This window comes from Halomonas sp. 328, from assembly GCF_015645095.1.
Classification (GTDB): domain Bacteria; phylum Pseudomonadota; class Gammaproteobacteria; order Pseudomonadales; family Halomonadaceae; genus Bisbaumannia.
The window spans coordinates 1-26053 of the sequence record NZ_JADOTW010000010.1; the positions used below are offsets into that span (position 1 = coordinate 1).

Below are 26053 nucleotides of genomic sequence, written 5' to 3' on the forward strand. Positions count from 1 at the left end.
CGGAACGTTCTGATTTCTCAAGAGAATACCATCCGCTATCTTCGTTTTCAGGCTGGCCTCATGAATAAGCAGGGATACAAGGGAACGCAAAGCGAGACTATCCTCCCCACACTGCCGTGTGGCCACCGAGACGAGCCCCTCCCGCAGGAGGCGGCGCGGCCAATATGACTCGAGGGATACCGAGAGCCCCTGGGCGCCCGACGCCCTGCCGGAACCACGCGGCTCGGCCAGGGGCGCCTAGCATACGCCTCGCGACCGGGCGTAGAGACTCCCGATCACCAGCCCGAACACGACATGCGACAGCAAGGTGGACAGGGGCGCCACCAGCCCGAAGCCCATGCCGAACAGGCCGGAGCCCGCCATGGGAAAGACCGTGACCATCACCACCAGCCAGGCGACCAGGCCAAACAGCAGGCCGCGCCGCACGTCGCTCCGCCCCGGCAGATAGGGCGCCAGCAGCCCGAAGAGCAGGCCCCAGACAAGGCTTCCCACCGTGAAATGGATGCCCCAGGCCACCAGCCGGCTGTCCGGCGTGCCGAGCAGGTCCTGCGCGGCCAGGTTCATGATCTCGATAGGGTCGTACCAGGGAATGATGCCCGCCGACAAGCGCAGGATCATGATCATCGAAATGACCAGGGTGGCCACGAAACCGGCCAACACTCCCCTTACCAGGCGACAGCCCATGACGCACCTCCCGGTGCAACGGCTATGCCTTGCAGTATAGGCCGTCCAGGCCCTACTCCCGACCGGCATCGCGCAACTCGGCGAGGGCCCGCTCGACCAGTTCGGGCCACTCCCCCGGCGCGAGCACCTGATAGCCGCTCTCGCCGCCGAAGGCGCTGGAAAAGACCACATCCGGCTCCAGGGGCTTGAGCAGGCCGAGGCTCTCGATCAGTGCCCGCCGATCCTCGACCGTGTTATGACCGGGGATAAAGCCCGCGTGCCAGAGGCCCTCCTTGCCGCGATAGAGGGTATCGCCGGTGAACAGGTAGCGCCGGCCATGGGGCGAGGCGACCAGGAAACAGGTGCTGCCCGGGCTATGACCCGGCACGGGAATCGCCTCGATGCCCTCGAGCAGCATCTCGCGCCCCTCGAAGAGCCACTCCGGCTCGCGTACCCGGGCGAAATCGTCGCGCTCGGCCCGGTGACCGCCCAGGGTCGTCCCGAAGCGTTCGTGGATGGCGTTCAGGCTCTCGCCCAGCTCATCGCGATGACTCAGGAACTGGTAGGCCACCCCACCCAGCTTCGCCATCCCCTCGAGCTCGTGGCGATGGCCGGTGTTGTAGAAGAGTACGTTGCCCGCCTCCCGCAGGAGCAGGTAGGCGTGGGTGGAGAGCCCCGGGAAGGGATATTCGACCTCGGTTTCCCAGACGTCAGGCTGTAGGCGTCGCATGGTCACCTCCGGTGATGGCTGTCAGCGTCACCCGGAGCCTAAGACCTCGACCTTGCTTGAGGTCAAATCCCCTCTCGCCAGCCCTTAGAGACATCCAATCAAGGACTGCTCTTGGGCACCCCAAGGACGGCGGCCCCCCCTATCAGCGATACAGTTTCAGCGCTCGAACACGTTCCTGGTAGGTCTGCAGGCGTTGCTTGAGCTCGCCCCGGCGCCGTGAAGCGATGCCGTGCACCAGGAAATTCAGCGCCGTGGTCAGGCCGCCGGTCGACTCGAGGATCAGGCCGGTCTTGGTCTGCATGGTGATGAGGTGCGGCGTGGTGACATGCTGGGCGATGCCATATTCGTCGGCGAACACCACCAGCTCGGCATCGCGCCTCACGCACTCCTGGGCGAAGGTAATCCCCGCCTCGGCATAGGGGGCGATATCGACCAGGATCAGGCAACTGCGCTCCTTGTTGCAGTCGAGCCAGGGCCCCATCACGCCACCATAGAGGTTGAGAAACTCCACGCCGGGACGCACCAGCGCCAGGCGATTGGAGAAATCCTCGGCCAAGCCGCTGACCGTCTGGAAGCCACAGACGAAAACCTTCTCCGCCGCATCGACCACGTCGAGCATCGCCTTCCAGCGCGGTGACTCGAGCTGCTTGGCGAGGTCCATCAGGGCCTCGATCTCACGACTGATCGGCTCACCGAGATCACTCCCCGGTCGCTCGACCCGCTCGATCAGGGCGGGATTGAGCAACGACTGCACCCGCACCTGGTCGCGTAGCTCCTCCTTCAGGCTCTTCAGGCCGGTATAGCCCAAGCGGCGCAGGAAGCGACTCACCGTATTGGGACTCACCCCGCTCTTGCGAGCCAGGCTCTCGCCATTCTCGAACACCATGTCATCGAGATTCGCCTGGATATAGGCCGCCAGCGTTCGCTCGGCCGGCGGTAACTCATTGAGCTGACTTTCCAATTTCTCGGAGAACATGCTTTTCCCTTGAGCGTGCTGACAGGACTCTACCTTATAATGGTAGATTTCTGTCTTATACTCATCAAAAGACAGGATCCTGTCACTCCGACAAAGGACCCTGTCGCCCACTCCGGGCCATCCAACAACAACAAGGAGGCATCACATGCCCTGTCCCATCCTTCGCTACCTGCCCACGCCCCGATTGCTGGGAGCGCTCGGCCTAGGCACCCTCACCCTCTCGCCGGCCTTCGCCGACGGCCAACTCCACCTCTACAACTGGGGGGACTATATCAACCCCGCCGTGCTCGAGCGATTCAGCGAGGAGTACGACGTCCGGGTCACCCTGGACACCTACGGCAGCAACGAGGAGATGCTCGCCAAGCTCCAGGCTGGCGCCACGGGTTACGACCTGGTATTCCCCTCGGTGCATATGCAGGACATCCTCTTCCAGCTCGACCTGATCGCCCCGACCACGATCAACCAGAGCGAAGCCTTCAGCAACATTGACCCCGATTTCCTGCGCGCTCGGACCGATCCTGAGGGCGAGTATTGCCTGCCCTACGCCTGGGGCACGGTGGGCATTTTCTACAACCGCAATGCGGTCGAGGAGATAAGCTCCTGGGAGGACTTCTTCGCCGCCGCCCGCGACGGCCAGCGGGTGGCGATGTTAGATGACATGCGCGAAACGCTGGGCGTAGCGCTGATCGTCAACGGCGACTCGGTCAATACCGACGAGGCGGACGCCCTGACCCACGCCGGCGACTATCTGATCGAACGCCGGCCGCTGATCTCCGCCTTCACCTACGACGTGGTGCCCATGGTGCAATCCGGTGACCTGGCCGCTGCCCACTACTTCGTCGGCGCCATGATGTACGTCGACGAGGCCCCGGAGGACCTGGCCTACGTGATCCCCGAGGAGGGGGCCACCCTCTACCAGGAAAATCTCTGCCTGCTCCGAGACGCTCCCAACCGGGACAACGCCATCCGCTTCATGGAGTTCCTGCTGCGTCCCGAGATCGCCGCGCTCAATGCCCGACAGCAGAAGAACGGCACCCCCAACCGCGAGGCCCTGGCCCTGCTGCCCGACGAGCTCCGCAATAACCCGGCGATCTACCCGCCCGAGGAAGTCATGGCGCGGCTACAGGTCTTCGAGGACCTGGGCGCCGCCGTGCGCCGCTACGACCGCACCTGGATGCGAGTGCGCACCGCCCGATAAGCCCCTGCCCCCAGCCATGGATCGACGGTGCCCGGCGGGCGCCGTCCCAGGAGTGCCCGATGAAAGCCACCACCCCCGAGGCGCCGGTCGTCGAGATCCGCCGCGCTATCAAGCAGTTCCGTACCCCCGAAGGCCAGCGAGTACCCGCCCTGGCCGGCATCGACCTGAGCGTGGGAGCCAAGGAGTTCGTCACCCTGCTGGGGCCCTCCGGCTGCGGCAAGACCACCCTGCTGCGCACCATCAGCGGCTTCGAGGCCCTCGACGAGGGCTCCATCCAGATCCAGGGCCAGGAGATGAACCGGGTCCCGCCCCATGCCCGGCCAGTCAATACCGTCTTCCAGAACTATGCTCTCTTTCCCCACCTCTCGGTGGGTGAAAACGTCGGCTATGGCCTCTCGGTGCGCGGGGTGCCGAAACGTGAGCGCCTGCAACGAGTCGGCGAGGCCCTGGAGATGGTCGGCATGAACGGTCTGCAGCAACGCAGCCCCAGCCAACTCTCCGGCGGTCAGCAGCAGCGCGTGGCCCTGGCCCGGGCGATCATCAATCGCCCTGCCCTGCTGCTGCTCGACGAGCCGCTCTCGGCCCTGGACCGCCACCTGCGCCAGACCATGCAGCGCGAGCTCAAGAGCCTGCAGAACGAGCTGGGCATCGCCTTCGTGTTCGTGACCCACGACCAGGAAGAGGCGCTGACCATGTCGGATCGCATCGTGGTGCTCAACGGCGGCCATATCCAGCAGCAGGGCAAACCCACCGAGATCTACGACCGACCGGTAAATGCCTTCGTCGCTGAGTTCATCGGCGAGAGCAACCGTTTCAGAGGCACCCTCGAGCCGGGGGACGGTGGACTCGGCCGGCTGTGCCTGGCGGGCGACGAACCCCTGGTCTTGCGGCGGCCGGCCCAATCCGTGGCGGGTGAGCTGCAGGTGATGCTGCGCCCCGAGCAGTTCTGCGTCCATCCGCCCAGTGGCGACCGCTACGCCAGCCTGAAGGGGCGGCTCACTGCCAAGGCCTTCGTCGGCCGCGACCTGGAGGTCATCCTCGAGACCCGTGGCGGCCAGCCGATCAAGGCGGCCCTACGTGGCCACGACGGCCAGACCCTGGCCGGTCGCGAGCTCGGCGACGAGGTCGCCCTCTGGTACGCCATCGACGCCCCCCATGTGATCGCGGCCTAGGAGGCGACCATGAGCACGACACAACTGTCTTCGACCCTCGAGACCGGCGCCGCCCCCAAGGCTCGGTCCCGCCGGCCGCGCTGGAGCCTGATCGCCCTGCTCGGCCCAGTGACCGCCTTTCTCGGCGTCTTCTTCTTTATGCCGCTGGCCATCATGGCCGTGTTCAGCCTGCTCGAGCCTGGCCTCTACGGCGGCGTGGTGTGGAACTTCTATGCGGATAACTTCGGCCGCATCCTCGGCTGGGCCAATGGCCCTATCGAAGAGTTCGACCCGGTCTACTTGAGCATCCTGATGCGCTCGCTGCGTATTGCCCTGATCACCGCCGCCCTGTGCCTGCTGGTCTGCTACCCGGTAGCCTTTTGGGTCAGCCGGCTGCCGCCCCGGCGGCGCAACTTCTGCCTGTTCCTGATCACCCTGCCCTTCTTCGCCAGTCTGATCGTGCGGCTCTATGCCTGGGTGCTGATCCTTCGTCCCTCGGGCGCGCTCAATGGCCTGCTGGCCTGGCTGGGGATCAGCGACGCCCCGGTTGGCCTGATCTACACCGAGGCCGCGGTGCTGATCGGCCTGGTCTACATCATGGCCCCCTTCATGTTCCTGCCCCTCTACGCGAGCATCGAGAAGCTCGATCGCGGCCTGATCGAAGCCTCCTACGACCTGGGTGCCGGCCGTATCACCACCTTCCGCCGGGTGACCCTGCCGCTCACCCTGCCCGGCATCATCGGCGGCTCCATCCTGGTGTTCATCCCCACCCTCGGCAACTTCATCGTGCCCTCGCTGCTCGGCGGCGCTCAGGTGCTGATGATCGGCAACCTGATCGAGCAACAGTTCCTCCAGGCCCGCAACTGGCCCTTCGGCGCGGCCCTGGCGATGCTAGTGATGAGCGTGGTGCTGGGCCTGCTGACGCTCTATGTGCGCGCTACCCTGCGCCGCCAGGCAACGGATGTCCCCGGCAAGGAGGCCCAGGCATGAAGACGCTGCTTATCCACGTCAGGAAGCGCCTGCTCACCGGCTACGGCCTGCTGTTCTTCGCCTTCCTCTACGCGCCGATCCTGCTGATCGTCGCCTACTCATTCAACTCCAACCCCATCAATATGATGGTCTGGCACGATGTCACCCTGGACTGGTATCGCGCGATCTTCGGGCTCCCCCACCAGCTCGGCGACAGCGAGCTCTACGCCGACTCCACCGACCAGCTGCTCGCCGCGGTGCGCACCAGCCTAACCGTCGCCCTGACGACCACGCTATTCTCGACCCTGGTCGGCACCCTGACCGCCCTGGCGGTGGCCCGCTACCGCTTCCGCCTGCAGGGCTTCTATCGCTTCCTGCTGTTTATGCCCATGGTGATGCCAGATATCGTGCTGGGCATCGCCCTGCTGATCTTCTTTATCAGCGTGGGCATGCCGCTGGGCACCGGCTCGATCATCATCGGACACTGCACCTTCCTGATCAGCTATGTGTTTATCGTCGTCAGCGCCCGGCTGGCGGGCCTGGATACCCGGCTCGAGGAGGCCTCCGCCGACCTGGGCGCGGGCCCCTGGACGACCTTCCGGCGCATCACCCTGCCGCTGATCGCCCCCGGCGTCATCGGCGGCGCCATGCTCGCCTTTATCATCTCGATGGACGACCTGGTGATCACCTATTTCATCTCCGGCGTCGATTCCACCACCCTGCCGGTATTTATCTACGGTCTGATTCGCCGCGGCATCAAGCCTGAGATCAACGCCATCGCCACCCTGCTGATCCTGGCCTCTCTGGCGATCGCCGCCATCGGCCTCTATCTGCGCAACAAGCAGCACTCCGCTACGCCAGCCACCCCTGACAAGACCGATCCTGCCAATGACTAAGACACTGACTCCGCCGCGCCGCGGCCGCGATCTCGGCCTGCCGTTTCCCGGTACCCCGGGGCCATACAACGCCATCACCGATGTACCCGGCATCCATGTCGGCTACGCCACCATCGACCGCCCCACCGCGGACCCGAGGCGCTGGGCCAAGACCGGGGTGACCGCCATCCTGCCCCGGGGCTTCGCCCGGGAGCCGCAGCCCGTGTGGGCCGGCTACCACGCCCTGAACGGCAACGGCGAGATGACCGGCACCCACTGGATCGACGACGGCGGTTACTTCGTCGGCCCGCTGTGCATCACCAACTCCCATGGCGTCGGCATCACCCACCACGCCACGGTGCGCTGGATGATCGAGCACTACGCCGAGCGCTGGCACCACCATCACCTGTGGGCCATGCCGGTGATCGCCGAGACCTACGACGGCGTGCTCAACGATATCAATGGCCTTCATGTGCGTGAGGAGGACGCCCTGGCGGCGATCCGCGGCGCCCGCTCCAGCCCCCTCGCCGAGGGCAACGTGGGCGGCGGCAACGGCATGATCTGCTACGAGTACAAGGGCGGCACCGGCACCGCCTCGCGGCGCCTCAGCGTCGACGGCCGGGACTACACCCTGGGCGTGCTAGTGCAGGCCAACCACGGCATCCGCGACTGGCTGCAGGTGCTCGGCGTGCCCCTGGGGGAGGCCCTGGGCGACGACCACCGCCTCCCCGGGCTCGACAGCGAACGGGGCTCGATCATCGCGGTGCTGGCCACCGACGCCCCCATGATGCCCCACCAGCTCAGGCGCCTGGCCAAGCGCGCCGGCCTCGGCATCGGCCGCGGCGGCACCCCCGGCGGCAACAACTCCGGCGATATCTTCCTCGCCTTCAGCACCGCCAACCCGCGCCCGCTGCCGCAGCTCGCCGAGGCCCACCAGGCCTTCGCCTACCTCAATGACGAGGCCTTCGACCCCTTCTACCTGGCCGCGGTGGAGGGCGTCGACGAGGCCATCGTCAACGCCATGCTCGCCGCCGAAGACGCCCCGACCCAGCGCCCCCAGGGCGGCATCTGCAAGGCGATCTGCCCCGACACCCTAGTTGAGCTGGTGACAGTGCAGTGCCGTCAGCAACGGGTGGCGAGATAGCGGAGGAGATAGAGACGGCTGCAAGCCAGAGGAGATAAGCCAGCCAAGCGGCCCCGATCAGGGGCCGCCTATTGGCGAGGGACAACCCTCAAACAAGGTGCCCTATTACATGAAAGTGGAAAAAGAGGACAACATAGCTCACCCGCAGAGACTCACGAAGACATAGAAAAGATTATTACAATCACTAATAAACACAGAAAAACCAAAACTCAAGGAAGAATACTCAACCAAGCTTCTCTATGAGCAGCGATCTCCTCTTCAGAGGACAAAGCCAAATAATTCCGACAGAAATTATTTTTAAATCTTGCAACCTCTCTCTGGTCAGGAGAATCCCCAAAAACAGTATTCTTAGCAATTTTAAAACCTTCAAGCTCTCCTAAGAAATCATCCTCTAGAAAGAATGAAGGGTCGTGAGAGTTAATCATGAGAAAATCTCTCTCCGGCTTGAAAACATAATTTAACCCCGTCATGGACGACAGGACCTTAGCCCCAGTGACTGGATAAAGAGAGTCTTCTATTGAGCACTTTTCAAACCTTTTCTCTGGCAGCGAAGAAAGCCTAAACGATCCACCTAAATAGTTCAACCTTCTAAAATACAAAACCCCATCAATTTCATTAAACCCCTCTGCATCAGAAATCTTATCCGGTGTATCAGGATCAGTATCAATCAAGCAAACAACTTTACCAGGAAAAGAATGCCGCCCCACTCCTTTTAGCGACATAGAGAGTTGCTTAAATATATTTATCACCGATATATCATTGCTAGCAGCTACAACCTTGTACCCTTCCACACCTTCAAGAATTGAACTTAGATACAGCCGATCAGTCAAGCCTTCACAAACTATCCAGCAAACATTCTCAAATCTTATCGAGTGAACAATCGAGCTTGCAAGCTCATAGCCACTTTTCAGCAACACTTCAGCAGGAACCTTTCCGTTCCCTGGAATAAACTCATCCGTAGAGAAAAAATCACTTCTTCCATCTCCAATATAAGCCACACCGCCTGAAGAAACTATAGGTATAAAACCATACCAATGAGATGTGCAGATCACTTGACATCCATGTACTTCCGACATCTCTATTAGCTTCCTAAACTGCTCAAAGCCAGAGGATATATGTAGAGAATTTTCAGGCTCATCAATAGCCATTACACTAATCTTACTTTTTCCTGACTTGCTAAGAAATGAAAAAACAATATCCACCAAAGCCATTCTTTTCTCACCAGAACTAAGGCTTTTCACTGGAATACCATCTTTCACAAAGCTCTTAGTGGAGAAAAAGGCTTCAATAATTGCATCTGTCAGGTCGCGAGAAGTTAGATTTTTAGTATTAGACAAGCTTTTAAAGCTGTACCCATCATCAACATTTCTTACGGTATGATTTATTTCTCTAGACAAAAGATTAAGGTCGTCATTAATTAGCTGAACAGTGCTTTTAGTCGGATTCCTTCCTCGCCTATTATTCCTAACCGTTATTCTCTTTTGATCTAGTATCTCTATAATCCTAGAAACAATATCTCTAGGGAGTATTTTTTTCATCAGATTCTTCTCTAGCCTTAATAGCTCTGGAACACCCTCCTCGACAGAGATATAACTATACCCAAACAAGCCTATACATTCGGCACAGTATTTATCATATTTTTCCTTTGCCGAATCTTCATCAATCTCCAAGTCAAGCTCTATCTTGCTTATTAGGAGGTCATGAATTACATCGCCTGCATAATATGGACCAATCCCTCTTTCACAGCCAAAGCGCTTTCCAAATATAGCCAGAAGATTATTTGACCTTATTGACTTAAGAAACGGACTAAACTTAACCAAAGCATCGTTGTTTGTCGATTTCTGCTCTTTGAAATAGTCATCAAAAAACCTCAAGAATTCATCTACACTCTTTGCCACTTCAACAGATCCATCGCCTAACAGACCTATATTGATCTCAGCGCATAGCGATACGTAACCACTGGTTTTAGAATATCTGTTATTAGGGACCCACTCCCTACTGTTTAGAACAGTATCTATAGCTTCTAAAACAGTACTCTTACCCACACCATTCCTTCCAATTACTGAAGAGAAACTTTGCCCTGGCTTAGAAAGCTGAACCAAGAAGTTTTTGTGAAAAACCTTGTAGTTTTTTAACAGAACAGCCAGAAACATTCTCCACCCTTAACTAAATATGTTATTAAAAATAAAAAAACACCCATGATTTTTATTCATGGCACGCGCTCAGAGAGCTTCTCCGCGATTCATTCGGAGGAAAATTAATGAGCGAGCACAATGAAGATACAATCCATATGGTACTATTCAGCATACCATATATAAAATCTAACACTATCAATCTCGCCCTACTCCGCTGCTTCCCAGCCTTCCGCATTACCCAGACTGTCCTCCGCCCCCTCACCACCCCCGTCGGGATCGCTTTTACCCTCGACCGGATCTCGTCGATGCAGCTTGGGCGGCGGTGCCACCCAGGCTCTCAGGCGCTGCCCTACCTGCTCGTAGAAGTGCGGGACCGCCTTTTCCAGTTCCTCGATAAAGACCTTGCTGCCGGCGAAGCGGTGGGCCAGATCGGCCATATAGAAGACCTCGAAGGCGCTGGGGACCACGGCGGTGGCCGGTGAGTCCAGCGCCGCGGCATCTTCGAGGACCTGGGCCAGGGGCGCCTGGGTCTCCTCGGCCCTGCCGGGGCGAACCGCCTTGACGAACATGCTCTCAGGCTCCGCCTTGGTCAGTTGTCGCGCCAGCCAGTTGACCCGTGCGGTGCTGCGTTTCTTATCTTGGGGTGCCGCCAGGCGCATCGCGCAGACGATGGTCCGCTTGGTAAGGTCGGCGGTGACCTCCAGATCGGCGGCGGCATCCGGTACTTCCAGGCAACAGCTCAATACCTTGTCCTTGGCCAGGACTTCACAGTCATCCTTGAGGCGCTTCACCGGATCGGTGCGGTGGGCGCGGGCCAGCTTGAGCTTGACGGGGCGACCCAGCTTGCGGCTCATCACCAGGCAGAGATCGCGCTGCTCCTGATGCCAACTGGAGACGGTGTTCTCGACCTCTTCGGTGCCCTTGCCCAGTACGGCACCGCTCTTGACCTTGCCGACCAGGTCTTTCCATTCACGATTCATGCTGTCGAAGCGGGAGATGCCGCTGGAGTCATGGCCGAGATAACGCAGCACTTCTTCGAGCAGGAAGCGCTGATCCGGCGAGTTGATTTCGCCGGACTCCAGCAGCAGCGTCGCCTGGGTCACCGCATACATCCATGACCAGTGGAAGAGCTCGACGCCCTTGAGCAAGGTCTTCGGCACTTTCACCGGATGATGGGAAGGCATGGCCACGAATTGATTGGTGATGGTGAGTACCGCGTCCACCTTGTGTTTCTTGGCCTGCTGGAGGTAATGCTTGAGCTGCTCCTCGCCAATTTCGGCATGGCCGATCTTCGCCTCGATCAGGGCCGACCAGCGTTTTCGCCCCGTTTCCAACACGATCAGGCCATCGGGACGGTCACTCTTGGAGGCATCGGCATCGGCCTCCAATACCACCTCAGTCCAGGCCTCCAGGGTGGCACGACTGCCGATCCGCAGCCCCAGCGAGCCCAGCATCAGTTGTCGAAACTCCTGCACGCCTCGCAAGGCGGCCAGCAGGATCGAGGCCGCCCGCTGTTCCCGGTTGGTATCGGCCGTCACCGGAATCAGCCGGGCCACCTCGGCGCGTTTCACGAAGTCGGGACGTTCCATCCTCACTCTCCTTATTCTTCTTTCTTGTTCTGGAAGGCGTCGCTGAAGGCGGCGGCCAGGATGCCGGTGGGCATGGCGATAATGCCGATGCCCGCCACGGCGGTGAGGCCGGCAAAGAACTTGCCCAGGGCGGTAATGGGCGTCACATCACCATAGCCCACGGTGGTCAGCGTCGCGATGCTCCACCACAACGCCCGGGGCACGCTGCCGAAGGCCTCCGGCTGATCGGCGGCCTCCACGGCATAGAGGCAGGCGGAGGAGAACAGCAGCAGCAGGCCGGCCACGCCCACGCTGAGCAGCAGCTCATGGATGCGAGCGCTCAGGGCCTCGGCCAGGGCCGACCAGGCCCGGCTGAAGCGCCCCAGCCGCGACAGGCGCAACAGCCGCAGTACCCGAAAGATGCGCAGCAGGAAGGCGTTGTTCTGGGCGAGAAAGCCGAGAAAGAAGGGCAGGATGGCGATCAGATCGATCAGTGCCCAGAAGGAGAACAGGTAGCGCACCCGCCCGCCGATGCCGCGATAGCGGGGATCCTCGCCGGCGGCATAGACGCGGGCCAGGTACTCGATGGCGAAGAGCGTGACGAAGACGATTTCGATGCCGCGGAAGAACCCGGGGGCCAGGCGGCGGATGGTGGGCTCGGTCTCGAGGATCGCCACCAGGGAGGCCAGCAGGATCAAGGCACAGACGACCTTGTTGACGGGCGACAGGCCCACCTCCCGCCAGGCCTGGGGCGAGAGCTGGCGGTGCAGCCGCTGCCTAAGCATATCGTGACGCTCCCTCACCCCTCGGCTCCCGGGGCAGCCAGGCGACCGCCCTGCCCTGCCTTCCTCGATGACCCAGCATGCCACCTCCCTGCGACAGTCCCATCAGTGTTGGTATCGGCCGATAGCTCAATGACCTTAGGCCATTAAAGCCCAGCCCGACGTGGGAACGCAAAGCGCCCGCCTAGTGGCGGGCGCTTTGCGTCCTGAAGGGGCATGTCGCCGGGCCGCGATTAGGTATCGCGGAGGCCGCCCCGAATCCATCGGTAATGGGCCCCTACCCTACGGGTTGGTAGACCCACTGCGTCAGCCGTACGTCCAGGGTTACGGTCAGCGACGCCAGCGCCGCCGCCCGCTCCCGGCCCTCGGCCTTGGCGCGATGGAGGTGCGGCGTCATGGCCAGCAGGTCGGCGATGGGTTCGGCACCATTGAGCCCGATGGTGTCGCGCAGCGTCTCCCGGGAGAGGGGCGCAAAGCCTGTCGGCAGCACCTCGTCATCGGCCCGCGGGGGCTTGAGGCTGGGGTAGATGATCTCGCGCAGCTCGCGAAGGTGATCGGGGCCGGCATCGACCCGCAGCAGCACGCCGCCCGGCTTCAGCACGCGGGCGAACTCGGGGTAGACGGGGAAGCCGAACAGGCACAGCACGACGTCCAGGCTGTGGTCCTGCACCGGCAGGTGGGCATTGGTGCCCACCACCCAGGTGGCGGCCTGCTGTTGCTTGGCGGCGGCGAGCACTGCCCACTTGGAGATATCCACCCCCAGCAGGGCCAGGGTCCGCTCATCGCCGGCCGTCCCTGCCTGGGCCTGATCACAGGCCCTGGCCAGCTCGCGCAGGTAGTAGCCCTCGCCGCAGCCGGCGTCGAGGCAGCTCAGAGCGCCCCCCTCGGGAGCCTGCGACAGCACGGCCCGGGCGACGGCCTCGGCAATCGGCCGATAGTGGCCGGCCTCGAGGAAACGCCGGCGCGCCGCGACCATCTCCTTGCTGTCACCGGGATCCCGGGAACGCTTGTGCTGCACCGGCAGCAGGTTGACGTAGCCCTGACGGGCAATATCGAAACCGTGGCCGGCCGCGCAGCGCCAGGCGCCGTCGCCTTGTCGCAACGGCTCGCCGTCCAGCGGACAGGCCAGTGCCGTGAATGTGGTCGAACTCATCTTTCCCTCTGTCATCAACCCAGGCTCGCCAGGCCGAACAAAAAGGAACCCGCCGAGTGGCGGGTTCCTGTCGGATCACAGTCTATGAACGACGATCCGGCTGCGTGCGATGGTCGCCCGTCAGCGTCGTTCTTTGGCCTGCTCAACCAGGCGCTGCTGGCGAGCAATGGCGTTGTTGATCACCTTGTTACGCACCGCCTGCTTCTGCTCCGCAGTCGCGTTGCGCGCAAAATGAGTCAGAGGAGTCGATTTCGCGACGTGTTCTTTCATGCTCAATCCTCACCTACGAGCAGGCGTTCCAGCTGCTCACGAGTGTAGCGGTCGGGCAGATAGCCATCAATCGAGTCGATGTCCGTCTCCCAGTGCTGGTTCGTGCCATCGTTGTTCTTGATGATCATGTCCAGTATCACCTGATCGCCGTATTCCTGCTTGATCCGCCGCAAGACGTCCTGAACATCCAAGAACTGCCGGATGAAGCCATCGAGCGGGATATTTCTCCCCTCGACTTCCTCACGGCTGCACACGAACTGCCATGCAAGGCTAGGATGCTGATATACAAAAAATATCTGCACATCTCTGCCTTTCCGGAGCGAGCGTTCGATGTTCTTTCGTGCCACATCGAAACTGGCCAGCGTCCCATCCAGAATGAACGACTGAAGCTGTTTCAGCATCAGGTCGTGGATTCTCTCCACCAGGATCGATACGGCGCCCTGGAACAACCAGGAGTTACCGCCAGTGTAACCCGGCAGCTCGTCCCTCAAGTCGTCGGGATCGATCCTTAGTATGTTGCCCAGGCCATCCATGCCTTCTTCTCGGAGCTCATCGAGGGCGGCAACATACTCCTTGGATATCTCAGTCTTGCCCGCCCCAGGCGAGCCTGCCATGAAGATCGAGACGGGCCGTTCTTCGGAGGCGTAGCGCTCCCTATCCGTCCACTCTCGGGCGATTTGCTGCCTGTTCCGCTTGGCAAAGGACAGCGCAGCGGCCTGGATCTCCTCGTCGCTGGCCATATCCCTGCTCCACGCTGAGCGGCTCCTAATGAGCCAATGAAAAGGCCACCCAGTGTCTCGAGTGGCCTGTCGAAGGCTACCGGCTCATGGCCGGCAGCGGTTCGATCACTCCCACTCGATGGTCGCGGGCGGCTTGCTGCTGACGTCGTAGGTGACGCGGGAGACGCCGGCGAGTTCGTTGATGATGCGGTTGGAGACCTTCTCCAGCAGCTCGTAGGGCAGGTGGGCCCAGCGGGCGGTCATGAAGTCGATGGTCTCCACGGCGCGCAGGGCGATGACCCACTCGTAGCGTCGGCCGTCACCGACCACGCCCACGGACTTCACCGGCAGGAAGACGGCGAAGGCCTGGCTGGTCTTGTGGTACCAGTCGGCGTTGTGCAGCTCTTCGATGAAGATGGCGTCGGCCTCGCGCAGGATGTCGGCGTACTCCTTCTTCACCTCGCCGAGGATGCGCACGCCCAGGCCCGGCCCCGGGAAGGGGTGGCGGTAGACCATGTCGTAGGGCAGGCCGAGCTCCAGGCCGAGCTTGCGCACCTCGTCCTTGAACAGCTCGCGCAGCGGCTCCACCAGCTTGAGCTTCATGGTCTCCGGCAGGCCGCCCACGTTGTGGTGGGACTTGATGACATGGGCCTTGCCGGTCTTGGCCGCGGCGGACTCGATGACGTCGGGGTAGATGGTGCCCTGGGCCAGGAAGTCGACGCCCTCGATCTTGGCGGCCTCGGCGTCGAAGACGTCGATAAAGGTGTTGCCGATGATCTTGCGCTTGGCCTCGGGGTCGGCCTCGCCCTTGAGCTTGTCGAGGAACAGCTCCTCGGCGTCGACGCGGATCACCTTGACGCCCATGTGCTGGGCGAAGGTCTCCATCACCTGGTCGCCCTCGTTCTTGCGCAGCAGGCCATTGTCGACGAAGACGCAGGTCAGCTGGTCGCCGATGGCCTTGTGCAGCAGGGCCGCCACCACCGAGGAGTCGACGCCGCCGGAGAGGCCCAGCAGCACGTGGCGGTCGCCCACCTGCTCGCGGACGCGGGCGATCTGATCCTCGATGATCTGCGCCGGGGTCCAGAGGCGTTCGGCACCGCAGATCTCCAGCACGAAGTGCTCGAGGATGCGCTGGCCCTGGAGGGTGTGAGTCACCTCGGGGTGGAACTGCACCCCGTAGAACTGCTTCTCTTCCCAGGCCATGGCGGCGATGGGGCAGCTCGGGGTGGAGGCGGTGACGGTGAAGGTGTCGGGCACCTGGGCCACCTTGTCGCCGTGGCTCATCCACACGTCGAGCAGGCTCTTGCCGGTGTCGTGGTCGATATGGTCGGCGATATCGCGGAACAGCGCGGTGGTCTCGTCGATACGCACCTGGGCGTAGCCGAACTCGCGCTGGTGGGAACCTTCCACCTTGCCGCCGAGCTGCTCGGCCATGGTCTGCATGCCGTAGCAGATACCGAAGACCGGCAGGCCCATCTCGAAGACGCACTGGGGGGCCCGGGGGGAATCGAGCTCGGTGACGGACTCGGGGCCGCCGGCGAGGATGATGCCGTTGGGGTTGTACTCGCGGATCTCGTCTTCGGTGATATCGAAGGCGCGGATCTCGGAGTAGACGCCGATCTCGCGGACCCGGCGGGCGATCAGCTGGGTGTACTGGGAGCCGAAGTCGAGGATCAGGATCTTGTGGGCGTGAATGTCGGTCATCTGGCCTTTCCTTTGAGAAGCAACGGTACCGTAAAAGCGAAAGCTGGAAGCGGCATCTTGCCCGCTTCCAGCTTCAAGCTTCCGGCTTCAAGCTTGCAGGCTTAGCCCGCCCGGTAGTTGGGGGCTTCCTTGGTGATCTGCACGTCGTGAACGTGGGACTCGGCGAAGCCGGCACCGGTGATCTTCACGAACTCGGGCTTGGTACGCATCTCCTGGATGGAGGTGCAGCCGGTGTAGCCCATGGAGGCGCGCAGGCCGCCCATCAGCTGGTGGACGATGGCGCTCATCACGCCCTTGTAGGGCACCCGGCCCTCGATGCCTTCCGGCACCAGCTTCTCGGCGCCGGCGTCCTTGTCCTGGAAGTAGCGGTCGGCGCTGCCCTGGCTCTGGGCCATGGCGCCCATGGAGCCCATGCCACGGTAGGCCTTGTAGGTACGGCCCTGGTAGAGCTCCACCTCGCCGGGGGCCTCCTCGGTACCGGCCAGCAGGCCACCGATCATCACGCAGCTGGCGCCGGCGGCGACGGCCTTGGCCAGGTCGCCGGAGAAGCGCACGCCGCCGTCGGCGATCAGCGGGATGTCGTAGGGCTCGAGGGCAGCGGAGACGTTGGCCACGGCGCTGATCTGCGGCACGCCCACACCGGCGACGATGCGGGTGGTGCAGATGGAGCCCGGGCCGATGCCCACCTTGACGCCGTCGGCGCCGGCCTCGGCCAGGGCCTTGGCGGCCTCGCCGGTGGCGATGTTACCGCCGATCACCTGCACCTGGGGATAGTGTTCCTTCACCCAGCGTACCCGGTCGATCACGCCCTTGGAGTGGCCATGGGCGGTATCCACCACGATGACGTCGACGCCGGCTTCCACCAGGGCGGCGACCCGGTCCGGGGTCTCGGGACCGGTGCCCACGGCGGCGCCCACCAGCAGGCGGCCGTCGCTGTCCTTGGCGGCCATCGGGTAGGTGCGCGCCTTCTCGATATCGCGCACGGTCACCAGGCCCTGCAGGTGGAACTGGTCATCGACGATCAGGATCTTCTCGATGCGGCTCTCCTGCAGCTTGGCCTTGATCTCCTCCAGGGGAGTGCCCACCGGCACGGTGACCAGCTTCTCCTTGGGGGTCATGATGCCCGCCACGGTGTCGCTGTGGTCCGGCTGGAAGCGCATGTCGCGGCCGGTGACGATGCCCACCAGGGTCTCGCCCTCCACCACCGGGAAGCCGGAGTAGCCGTACTCGTCGGCCATCGCCAGCAGGTCTTCCAGCTTGGCCTTGGGGCTGACGGTGACGGGATCCTTGACGATCACGCTCTCGTGCTTCTTGACCTTGCGTACCTCGGCGGCCTGGCCGGCGATGGTCAGGTTCTTGTGGATGATGCCGATGCCACCTTCCTGCGCCATGGCGATGGCCAGGCGAGCTTCGGTGACGGTGTCCATGGCGGAGGAAACGAGGGGGATATTGAGTTCGATGTTGCGGGTCAGGCGGGACTTGAGGCTGACATCCTTGGGCAGGACCTCTGAGTAGCCGGGAACGAGTAATACGTCATCGAACGTAAGAGCTTCTTGCGCCATACGTAGCATATCGGCAACACCCAATGTTAAGCAGATGAGGGATGGGGCGTGGGGAAGTTAATCCGCCATTATAACGCCATGATCGGGCCCCGTCACGGGGGCCACTGCCGGGTAACAGAGCCGAACAGGACAACACAGAGGGACACTGTCGCGCCACCCGGCTTCGGCTAGGGTGAAGGGGCGTCAACCCAGTTCCACTCATGGAAAGGAGTGATTCGATGCGCAAACCGACCCTCTCCCTCGCCATTGCCGCCATGGCCGGCGGCTTGGCCCTGGGCACCCAGGCCCAGTCGACCTACCAGCCCCAGGGGCTCTACTCCGCCGACGATATCCTCGATGCCGGCGTCTACCTGACCGGCGCCCCCGACGAACGGGTCGGCGAGGTCGAGGACATCCTCTTCGACGAGGCGATGCAGGTCACCGCCCTGGTGGTCGAGAGCGGCAGCGTGCTGGGCCTCGGCGGTCGCGAATTCATCGTCGAGTCGGGCCGTTTCACCCTGATGACCGACCTCGAGGCGGACGGCGATGCCGAGCACCGGGTGATGCTCGAGGCCAGCGCCGAGGAGCTCGAGGGCTACCCGACCTATAGCGAGGCCTGGTGGGAGCAGGCCCGGGAGCACTCCCGGGACGCCTGGCTGCAGACCCAGGAAGGGGCCGAAAGCGCCTGGCAGGCCACCCAGGAGGGCGCCGAGCGCGCCTGGGAGACCACCCGCGAGAACGCCCAACGGGCCTGGGAAGCGGCCCGGGATGCCGTCACCCCCGACGAGTAAGCCCGCCTGAAGCAACACTTGGATCGACCGATGCACCGCTGGGCCTGGGGCCCGGCGGTGCCGTGTTCCGTAGACGCTCCGTGGCCCCCGACATGCTAGGCTGGGCGCCTTAGCCCGAGGAGCCCCGCCATGTCCGATACCCCCGCCCCGCTCTCCGTCAGCCAGCTCAACCGCCAGGCCCGCCTGCTGCTGGAGCGCGACTTCGGCGACTGCTGGGTGGAGGGCGAGCTCTCCGGCGTCTCGCGACCGGCCTCGGGGCATGTCTACTTCACCCTCAAGGATGCCGACGCCCAGCTGCGCTGCGCCCTGTTCCGCCCCCGGGCGCGCTTCGTCGCGGCACCGATGCGCGACGGCGACCGGGTCAAGGTGCGCGGCCGGCTGTCGATCTTCGAGCCCCGCGGCGACTACCAGCTGATCGTCGAGGCGGTACAGGCCAGCGGCGAGGGCGAGCTGCTGGCGGCCTACCAGCGCCTCAAGACCCAGCTCGAGGCGGAGGGTATCTTCGCCAATGCCCGCCCCCTGCCCTACCCGCCCCGCCACCTGCTGATCCTCAGCTCGCCCAGCGGCGCGGCGATCCGTGACGTCCTGGCGGTGCTGGCGGCACACTGGCCCCTGGCCCGCCCCACCCTGATCCCGGTACCGGTGCAGGGCCGCGAGGCGGCACCCAGCCTGATCCGCGCCCTGGCCCTGCTCAATCGCCAGGCCAACCTGGACCCGACCCGGGATGCCATCCTGATCACCCGCGGCGGCGGCAGCCTGGAGGACCTCTGGGCCTTCAACGACGAGCACCTGGCGCGGGCCATCTTCCATTCGCGGCTGCCGGTGATGTCGGCGGTGGGCCACGAGGTGGACCTGACCCTGGCCGATTTCGCCGCCGATGTCCGCGCCCCCACCCCCTCCGCCGCCGCCGAGCAGCTGGTGCCGGACCAGGCCGACCTGCGCCGCCGCCTGGGGCAATGGGAGGCCCGCCTGGTCCGCGCCCAGCGCGCCCGCCTCGATCGCGAGGCCCAGCGCCTCGATCACCTGCGCGCCCGGCTGCGCCACCCCGGCGAGCGGCTGGCGACCCAGCGCCAGGCCCTCGACCAGTTGCGCACCCGGCTGCAGCGCGCCATGCAGCTACGCCTGACGGGGGAGCGCCGCCGCGAGGAACAACTGGCCCGCCGCCTGGCCGCCCATCCGCCCCACCGCCAGCTGCGCCAGGCCCGGGAGCGCCTCGACGTCGCCCGGCGCCGCCTGGGCACGGCCATGCCCCGGGAACTGGCCCGGCATCGCGAGCGCTTCGGTGGCGTGGTGAGGGAACTGCAGGCGGTAAGCCCGCTGGCGGTACTGGGCCGCGGCTACGCGATCCTCGAGGACGAGGCACACCAGGTGGTGCGCCGCGCCGAGGAAACCCAACCGGGGCAGCGGCTCAGCGCCCGCCTCGGCGAGGGCCGGCTGAGCCTGGAGGTGAAGCGGCGCTTCAAGGACTAGGCTGGCCCATGGCGTCGGCCTTGAAGCGACTCGATTTCAGGAAGGACCAGGCCGGCCCATGGCGTCGGCCGTCCAGATCAGCCCGGCTCGGCGCCGGGCTTGAAACGGCCCGGCTCCAGGTCGTGGCGCCCCAGCAGCTTGTAGAAGTCGGTGCGGTTGCGCCCGGCGATACGCGCCGCCTGGGTCACGTTGCCCTCGGTGATCTTCAGCACCTTGATCAGGTAGCTGCGCTCGAAGCCGGCGCGGGCGTCGTTGAAGGTGGGCAGGCCATTCTCTTCGGCGGCCAGGGCCTGGGAGACCAGCGCCTCGGGAATGATCGGCGCACTGCTCAGGGCCACGCACTGCTCCACCACGTTGACCAGCTGACGCACGTTACCCGGCCAGGCGCAGGAGGCCAGCAGGTTGAGGGCCTCCGGCGAGAAGCCCTTGACGAAGGCCTTGTGGCGGGAGGCCACCTTGGCCACCAGATGCTTGGCCAGCAGCGGCACGTCCTCGGCGCGCTCCTTGAGGGCCGGCAGCTTGAGGTTGACCACATTGAGGCGGTAGTAGAGGTCCTCGCGGAAGTCGCCGTCGGCCATGGCGCGACTCAGGTCGCGGTGAGTGGCGGAGATGATTCGCACGTCGATGGGGATCGAGGTGGTGGAGCCCAGCGGCCGCACCTGGCGTTCCTGCAGGGCGCGCAGCAGCTTGACCTGCAGGGGCAGCGGCATGTCGCCGATCTCATCGAGGAAGAGGGTGCCGCCATCGGCGGCCTGGAAAAGCCCCTGGTGCTGGCTCACCGCGCCGGTGAAGGCGCCCTTGGCATGCCCGAACAGCTCGCTCTCCAGCAGTTGCTCCGGCAGGGCCCCGCAGTTGATGGCCACGAAGGGCTTGTCGGCCCGCGGGCTGGCCTTGTGGATGGCGCTGGCCAGCAGTTCCTTGCCGGAGCCGGATGCACCGGTGACCAAGACGCTGACATCCGAGGCGGCGACCATCTGCGCCTGCTCGAGGATGCGCTCCATCTCCGGGCTGCGGGTGATGATCTCGGCCCGCCAGCCCTGTTCGCCCTCGCCGCTCCACACCGTCTGGGACAGGGCCTCGTCGATGGCGGCGAAGAGTTCGTCGCGGTTGACCGGCTTGGTCAGGAAGCTGAACACCCCCTGGCGGGTGGCGCTGACCGCATCGGGAATCGAGCCATGGGCGGTGAGGATGATCACCGGCAGGCCGGGCAGGCGCCGCTGCAGTTCCTGGAACAGCGCCAGGCCGTCCATCTCGTCCATGCGCAGGTCGGAGAGCACCAGGTCGGGGCGCGAGGCCTCGACCCGCTCCAGGGCTTCGCGACCGCTGGCCGCCGTGGTGACCCGAAATCCATGGCTCTCCAGGCGCATGCCCAGGAGTTTCAGCAGGCTGGCGTCGTCGTCCACCAGCAGGATATGCGCGGCTTGCTTCACACTTCGACTCCGGTCGCCGTCACGGAGACGGCTGACGTAGGTTGATACTCTGCTCGATGGCGGTCAGCGCTTCGAGCTTCTCTTCCAGTTCCTGGCGTTCGGCGACCAGGGCCCGGCGCTCGTCCTCGCTGCGGGCCAGGCGACCCACCAGGGCACGGCGCCCCTCCAGGTCGTTGCGCCAGTAGCGCAGCAGCGGTTGCAGCGACTCCGGGGCGTCGTCGATGACGGTATTCTCCAGTAGCGTCGCGGCACGGTCCCATTCGCGTTCGCTGCCCCAGGCCAGCACCACGGCCCGGGCCAGGCGCGAGCGCTCGTCCTCGCCATCGAGGCGCACCAGCAGGCCATCCCGCCACTCGCGATCGCCACGCTGGGAGGCCAGGCCGAAGGCGACCCAGGCGTCCAGCAGGCAGTCGCTCTCCACCAGCAGCGGGATCTCCCGGTCACAGGACGCCCCAATGGTCGGCGGCGGGGCGATGCTCTGGGGCGCCTCCGGCAACCACTGACAACCGGCCAATAGCGCGGCCCCCACCAGGGCGGCGGCTAGACGATAGTTCATGACTCAACGACTCCTTGCGTGCTCCTGCGCCGCCGGGCCCGGCGGCGCAGGGGTCTTCTTCTGTTCTAGGCTGGGGGGCGGCCCCGGCTGCCAGGGCAGGGTCAGGCGAAAGCACACCGGCAGCAGATCATCGGTGACCAGCTCCAGGGTGCCCTGCTGCATGCGCGCGCAGTCGGCGGCCACCGAGAGGCCGATGCCGGACCCCTTGAGGGCGCCCTGGCGGCGGGCCCGCCCCTGGTAGAAGGGCTCGAAGAGGCGAGCCCGGTCCGATTCGTCGATCGCCGCGCCACTGTTGGCTACCTCGAGGACCAGGGTGGCGCCCTCGCGGCGCTGACGAATCTCCAGGACGCCGCCATCTTCGCCGTAAGCGATGGCATTGGACAACAGATTGTCGAGAATTCGCCCGGTGGCGGTGCGGTCGGCACACCACTCCAGGGACACCACCGGGGCGCTGACCCGCATGCCCTTGTGGGTCAGCGCCAGTCGGTGCTTGGCCAGCAGCTCTTCGATCAGCGCGGTCATATCGAAGCGCAGGGTATCCACCTCGCGGTGGTGCTGCAGCAGGTTGTAGTCGAGGAGCTGCTCGATCAGTCGCTGCAGCTCCTCGCCACTGGCATCGATCAGCTCGAGGATCTCCCGCTGGCGCGGGTCGAGGCCCCCGGCCACCCCGTCGCAGAGCAGCGCCGTGCCCTCCCGCACGCTGGCCAGGGGGGTCTTGAGCTCGTGGGACATATGGCGCAGGAATTGCTGCTTCTGGGCCTCCACTTCACCGAGGCGCGCCGAGAGCCAGTCGAGGCGCTCGCCCAGTTGGACCAGCTCCGCCGGCCCCTGGATGGAGTGGGCCACCGGGGCCGTGCGGCTGTCACCGCCGATGCCCAGGATGCGCCGCTCCAACTGGCGAATCGGCCGCATGATCAACCAGGTGAAGAGCAGCATCAGCGCCAGGCTGGCAGAGACCAGGGCCAGGGTCTGCAGCCAGAGGCGCGCCTGGACGTTATCGGCACGCTCGCGAATCGCCTCGATGCGTTCATCGATCTTGCGGTTGGTAGCCCGGCGCACCGCCTCGGCATGGTTGGCCAGGGCGGCGAAGGCATCCAGGCGTTCGCGCACCTCGGCGCCGGCGGCGTCCGGCAGGGAGGCCAGCTCCTCGAGTAGCGGAAAGAGCGCCCGAATATCCGGATCATCCGGCAGCAGGCGCCGCTGGTCGCGTAGCAGCGACTCGAACTCGGCATGGCGTTCGCTGAAGATCGCCATCAGACCGGGGTCCTCCACCACCGCATACTGGCGGGCACTGCGCTCCATCTCCAGCGACAGGGAGGTCAGGGCCCGGGCCCGGCGGGTCTCTTCCACCGCCTGGCGGGCGCCCACATCGGCCAGGCGAGTCAACTCGGCCAGCGCCTGGCCGGCCTGGAACATCAGCACCCCCAGCGGCAGCATCACCACCAGGAAGGCCAGCAGCACCAGCTGCAACAGGGAACGGGGGCGCCAACGGCGCGACACCTGCGTGGTCATGGCCCAAGTTCTATGCCGGAGTAGGGAAGTCGTCATGCCTCATACCCACCGAGAATACCAGAGATGCCGCCCAGGCCAGCGCAGCGCCCACAAAAAAAGAGGGCCGGCAGAGCCGGCCCAAGGTACGCAGGGAACTGAAGTGACGGGGTATCGTGAGAAACCGCCGTTGGGCCCGTGGCCCGAAGTCATCGGCCGCCCTGATGGGCCTGTGCCGGACTTCCAGGATAAGTCGCCGGTCGGGCGCCTTATCGAGAATCTTCCCCAGTGCGGGGCAGTGCTCGCGGTCTTTTCGTTCCGCTTGCCCTACCCATTGCCAAAGCCGTGCCAAAAAATAAAAAAACCAACAAATACAAACAACTGCCTTTCCATCTTGGTGATTCGTCACCGACCACCGATATGGCCCCACCGCTTTTTCGGCACTTTTCGTCGCCATATGGCGACGCGATTTACCGGAACGAAAAAATATCTTTATAAATCAGCCACTTGTATAGTATGCATTTGGCGACAGCCAACTCGACACCGTACTCAATCGCCGACAACCGTCCTTCCCCTCCCCACTCGGCGTTTGTACCGACGAAAAAAAATGGGCCGACAGGGTCGGCCCGAGGTACGCAGGGAACTAAAGGGGACGAGTCTCGCCGCCTGCCGCCTGGCCGGAGGCATCGCGACTCGCAGGGCCGAGGCCCGGAAGCCATGTCGCGCATCATCGCCTGCCAGGGGCTAGCGCGACGGGGGCAAATGCCCGGCTTCATTCCTGTGACGAGCAGGCCTTCGCCTGCCCATCGAGATTCGATCCCCCGGAGGGGATGAGGCATCCTTGCCAGAGCATCCTTGCCCGTTAACGGAGCCATTCCATGCCTTGCGGCGGCACCGGTCTCATCGCAACCTGAGTGTTACATCGCATGGAGCAGACGCTGGCCCCGGCGGGGCGAGCGGCACAGGGAGCGAAATGCTCACCCTGCCAGGGCCGAAGGAGATGAGCCGTAACAACCTCCTCCTCGCTGCTCACCCTGACTATAGCGATACTCGTGCCACTTTTTTAAAACTACTTAAAAATCATGTGTTTATAAAAAATACGCACGAGAGGAAGGCGGGGACGGGGCCAGACGACCCCGGGAAAGGCGGGAATAACGTCGCGATTCTCCGACGTTTTTGCAAAGAACCTCGATTAACCCTTTTAAATCAAATAGTTAATATATTCTTTTCTGCGACACTCTGCCCGAAGCGGGCCCCGGGCGGCGACACGCCCCCTCGAGGCCATCGCTCAGAGGGCCTTGATCAGCACCTTGGACTTGCGTGCCTGGTTATAGGCTTCGCGTTTCATGGGGGGCAGATCCGCCACCGAGGCGAGCTCGAAGCCATGCTCGAAGAACCAGTGGGTCGTGTGGGTGGTCAGGGCGAACAGGGCCGTCAGCCCCAGGCGCCGGGCGCGCCGCTCGACCTCCGCCAGCAGCAGCTCGCCTCGGGCCCCGCCCCGATAGTCGCCGTGGACCGCCACGCAGGCCAGCTCGCCCATCTCGGCATCGCCGAAGCAGTGCAGCGCCGCGCAGCCGATCACCATGCCGTCGCGATCGATCACCAGGTAGTCGTCGATCTCGTGCTCCAGGCGCTCCCGGGAACGGGCCACCAGCATGCCGCGACGCTCCAGGGGCTCGAGCAGCTCGAGCAGCCCCCCCACGTCGGCCAGCTCGGCGGCGCGCAACTGCTCGTAGCGATGCTGGGTGATCATGGTGCCCACGCCATCGCGGGTGAACAGCTCGCCCAGCAGGGCGTCATGATCCAGCCAGGAGAGCAGGTGGGTGCGAGCCACGCCATGGCGGGCCGCGTCACAGGCCGCCCCCAGGTGGCGGGCCAGCTCGCTGCCGGGGGCGGCGCGCTCCATCAGCGGCGTCGCCTCGGCGGGGGTCAGCTGGCGCTGCAGCCGGCCGCTGGCGTCGTGGAGCCCCGCCGCTTCGCCCAGCAGGATCAGCTTGTCGGCGCCCAGCGCCACCGCGGTCTGCTGGGCCACCTCGGCGGCATCCAGGTCGAAGACCTCGCCGGTGCTGGAGAAGCCCAGGGGCGGCAGCACCACCAGGGAGCCCTGGTCGAGCAGGCCCTGGATCGCCGTGGCCCGTACCCGCCGTACCTCGCCGCTGCGGTGATAGTCGATGCCCTCGCGCACGCCCAGCGGCTTGGCCATCACCAGGTTGCCGGAGACGGCGGTCAGCTCGACCCCATGCAGGGGAGTGTTGGGCAATCCCAGGGAGAGGCGCGCCTCCAGCCACAGCCGCTGCTCGGCGGCGATCCGCTCGACCCGGGCCATGATGGCGTCGTCGGCGACCCAGCGCCCTTCGTGGCGGCAGGGGGCGATGCCCTCCGCTCGCAGCGCGGCCTGCACCTGGGGGCGGATGCCATAGATCACCACCAGGCGCACCCCCAGGGTGTGCAACAGGGCCAGGTCCTGGATCAGTTGCTCGCCTCGCCCCTCGGCCATCGCCTCGCCCTCGATCAGGATGACGAAGGTTCGGCCGCGGTGGGCATTGATATAGGGAGACGAGTTACGGAACCAGTCGACGAAGGGAAAGCGCGTATTCAAGGGCCGCACTCCGGCAGCAGGTGAACGGATAAAGCGAGCTTCGACTATAGCAAGCCAAGGAAAACGGCGGCACCCTTGGGTGCCGCCGCGATGCTTATTGGGGCTTGGCAGCCCCGTAGGTCGGATAAGCCGAAGGCGCAT

22 protein-coding genes are annotated in these 26053 nt (G+C 64.1%); 7 read left to right on the forward strand and 15 right to left on the reverse strand.

Features of this window, described 5'->3' with window-relative positions; all coding sequences use genetic code 11:
- Positions 1 to 237: 237 nt before the first annotated feature.
- From IHD13_RS06425 to IHD13_RS06435, 3 genes are all read right to left on the reverse strand, one after another.
- Positions 238 to 684, reverse strand: coding sequence for a DUF6789 family protein (locus IHD13_RS06425; protein ID WP_195860215.1), 447 nt, complete (start codon positions 682 to 684; stop codon positions 238 to 240).
- Positions 685 to 736: 52 nt separating this feature from the next.
- On the reverse strand, positions 737 to 1393 hold the full coding sequence (locus tag IHD13_RS06430) for an MBL fold metallo-hydrolase (RefSeq protein WP_195860216.1): 657 nt from the start codon (positions 1391 to 1393) through the stop codon (positions 737 to 739).
- A 142-nt stretch (positions 1394 to 1535) separates the two neighbouring features.
- On the reverse strand, positions 1536 to 2369 hold the full coding sequence (locus IHD13_RS06435; RefSeq protein WP_195860217.1) for a MurR/RpiR family transcriptional regulator: 834 nt from the start codon (positions 2367 to 2369) through the stop codon (positions 1536 to 1538).
- A 145-nt stretch (positions 2370 to 2514) separates the two neighbouring features.
- Between IHD13_RS06435 and IHD13_RS06440 the strand changes: the two genes are divergently transcribed.
- Genes IHD13_RS06440 through IHD13_RS06460 form a run of 5 tightly spaced genes read left to right on the forward strand, consistent with a single transcriptional unit; the run spans position 2515 to position 7706 of the window.
- A complete protein-coding gene (locus tag IHD13_RS06440) occupies positions 2515 to 3567 on the forward strand; it encodes a polyamine ABC transporter substrate-binding protein (protein WP_195860218.1) in 1053 nt (350 codons plus the stop codon).
- 59 nt (positions 3568 to 3626) lie between these two features.
- Positions 3627 to 4739 carry an ABC transporter ATP-binding protein gene (locus tag IHD13_RS06445; protein ID WP_195860219.1) on the forward strand — a complete coding sequence of 371 codons (1113 nt, stop codon included), beginning with the start codon at positions 3627 to 3629 and terminating at the stop codon, positions 4737 to 4739.
- A 9-nt stretch (positions 4740 to 4748) separates the two neighbouring features.
- A complete protein-coding gene (locus IHD13_RS06450; RefSeq protein ID WP_195860220.1) occupies positions 4749 to 5708 on the forward strand; it encodes an ABC transporter permease in 960 nt (319 codons plus the stop codon).
- Positions 5705 to 6583, forward strand: a complete 879-nt coding sequence (locus IHD13_RS06455; RefSeq protein WP_195860221.1) for an ABC transporter permease — start codon at positions 5705 to 5707, stop codon at positions 6581 to 6583. Before IHD13_RS06450 ends, IHD13_RS06455 begins: the two co-directional genes overlap by 4 nt.
- Positions 6576 to 7706, forward strand: coding sequence for a DmpA family aminopeptidase (locus tag IHD13_RS06460; RefSeq protein WP_195860222.1), 1131 nt, complete (start codon positions 6576 to 6578; stop codon positions 7704 to 7706). The genes IHD13_RS06455 and IHD13_RS06460 overlap by 8 nt, the downstream gene beginning before the upstream one ends.
- A gap of 209 nt (positions 7707 to 7915) precedes the next feature.
- Here the strand turns inward: IHD13_RS06460 and IHD13_RS06465 are convergent, their stop codons facing one another.
- From IHD13_RS06465 to guaB, 8 genes are all read right to left on the reverse strand, one after another.
- Positions 7916 to 9859 carry an AAA family ATPase gene (locus IHD13_RS06465; protein WP_195860223.1) on the reverse strand — a complete coding sequence of 648 codons (1944 nt, stop codon included), beginning with the start codon at positions 9857 to 9859 and terminating at the stop codon, positions 7916 to 7918.
- 188 nt (positions 9860 to 10047) lie between these two features.
- Entirely contained in the window at positions 10048 to 11430 is a 1383-nt protein-coding gene (locus tag IHD13_RS06470) for a hypothetical protein (protein ID WP_195860224.1), read from the reverse strand.
- Positions 11431 to 11441: 11 nt separating this feature from the next.
- Positions 11442 to 12194 carry an ion transporter gene (locus IHD13_RS06475; protein ID WP_195860225.1) on the reverse strand — a complete coding sequence of 251 codons (753 nt, stop codon included), beginning with the start codon at positions 12192 to 12194 and terminating at the stop codon, positions 11442 to 11444.
- 274 nt (positions 12195 to 12468) lie between these two features.
- Positions 12469 to 13344 carry a putative RNA methyltransferase gene (locus IHD13_RS06480; protein ID WP_195860226.1) on the reverse strand — a complete coding sequence of 292 codons (876 nt, stop codon included), beginning with the start codon at positions 13342 to 13344 and terminating at the stop codon, positions 12469 to 12471.
- Positions 13345 to 13464: 120 nt separating this feature from the next.
- Positions 13465 to 13614, reverse strand: coding sequence for a hypothetical protein (locus tag IHD13_RS06485; protein ID WP_195860227.1), 150 nt, complete (start codon positions 13612 to 13614; stop codon positions 13465 to 13467).
- 2 nt (positions 13615 to 13616) lie between these two features.
- Positions 13617 to 14354 carry a zeta toxin family protein gene (locus tag IHD13_RS06490; protein WP_195860228.1) on the reverse strand — a complete coding sequence of 246 codons (738 nt, stop codon included), beginning with the start codon at positions 14352 to 14354 and terminating at the stop codon, positions 13617 to 13619.
- Positions 14355 to 14459: 105 nt separating this feature from the next.
- Entirely contained in the window at positions 14460 to 16037 is a 1578-nt protein-coding gene (guaA, locus tag IHD13_RS06495) for a glutamine-hydrolyzing GMP synthase (RefSeq protein WP_195860229.1), read from the reverse strand.
- 101 nt (positions 16038 to 16138) lie between these two features.
- A complete protein-coding gene (gene guaB, locus IHD13_RS06500; protein ID WP_195860230.1) occupies positions 16139 to 17608 on the reverse strand; it encodes an IMP dehydrogenase in 1470 nt (489 codons plus the stop codon).
- A gap of 209 nt (positions 17609 to 17817) precedes the next feature.
- On the opposite strand from guaB, the gene IHD13_RS06505 reads away from it, so the two are divergent.
- The gene (locus tag IHD13_RS06505; protein WP_195860231.1) at positions 17818 to 18369 is read left to right on the forward strand and encodes a PRC-barrel domain-containing protein; all 552 of its coding nucleotides are present in this window, start codon (positions 17818 to 17820) and stop codon (positions 18367 to 18369) included.
- 129 nt (positions 18370 to 18498) lie between these two features.
- Positions 18499 to 19839, forward strand: coding sequence for an exodeoxyribonuclease VII large subunit (gene xseA, locus IHD13_RS06510; protein WP_195860232.1), 1341 nt, complete (start codon positions 18499 to 18501; stop codon positions 19837 to 19839).
- A gap of 77 nt (positions 19840 to 19916) precedes the next feature.
- Here xseA and IHD13_RS06515 read toward each other — a convergent pair whose 3' ends face one another.
- From IHD13_RS06515 to argA, 4 genes are all read right to left on the reverse strand, one after another.
- Positions 19917 to 21206: a sigma 54-interacting transcriptional regulator gene (locus tag IHD13_RS06515; protein WP_230086178.1), complete on the reverse strand. Its 1290-nt coding sequence runs from the start codon at positions 21204 to 21206 to the stop codon at positions 19917 to 19919.
- A gap of 82 nt (positions 21207 to 21288) precedes the next feature.
- Complete coding sequence (locus tag IHD13_RS06520) at positions 21289 to 21825, reverse strand: hypothetical protein (protein ID WP_195860234.1); 537 nt, start codon at positions 21823 to 21825, stop codon at positions 21289 to 21291.
- A 3-nt stretch (positions 21826 to 21828) separates the two neighbouring features.
- Positions 21829 to 23337, reverse strand: coding sequence for a sensor histidine kinase (locus tag IHD13_RS06525; protein ID WP_195860235.1), 1509 nt, complete (start codon positions 23335 to 23337; stop codon positions 21829 to 21831).
- Positions 23338 to 24601: 1264 nt separating this feature from the next.
- Positions 24602 to 25912, reverse strand: coding sequence for an amino-acid N-acetyltransferase (argA, locus tag IHD13_RS06530; protein WP_195860236.1), 1311 nt, complete (start codon positions 25910 to 25912; stop codon positions 24602 to 24604).
- Between the last annotated feature and the right edge of the window lie 141 nt (positions 25913 to 26053).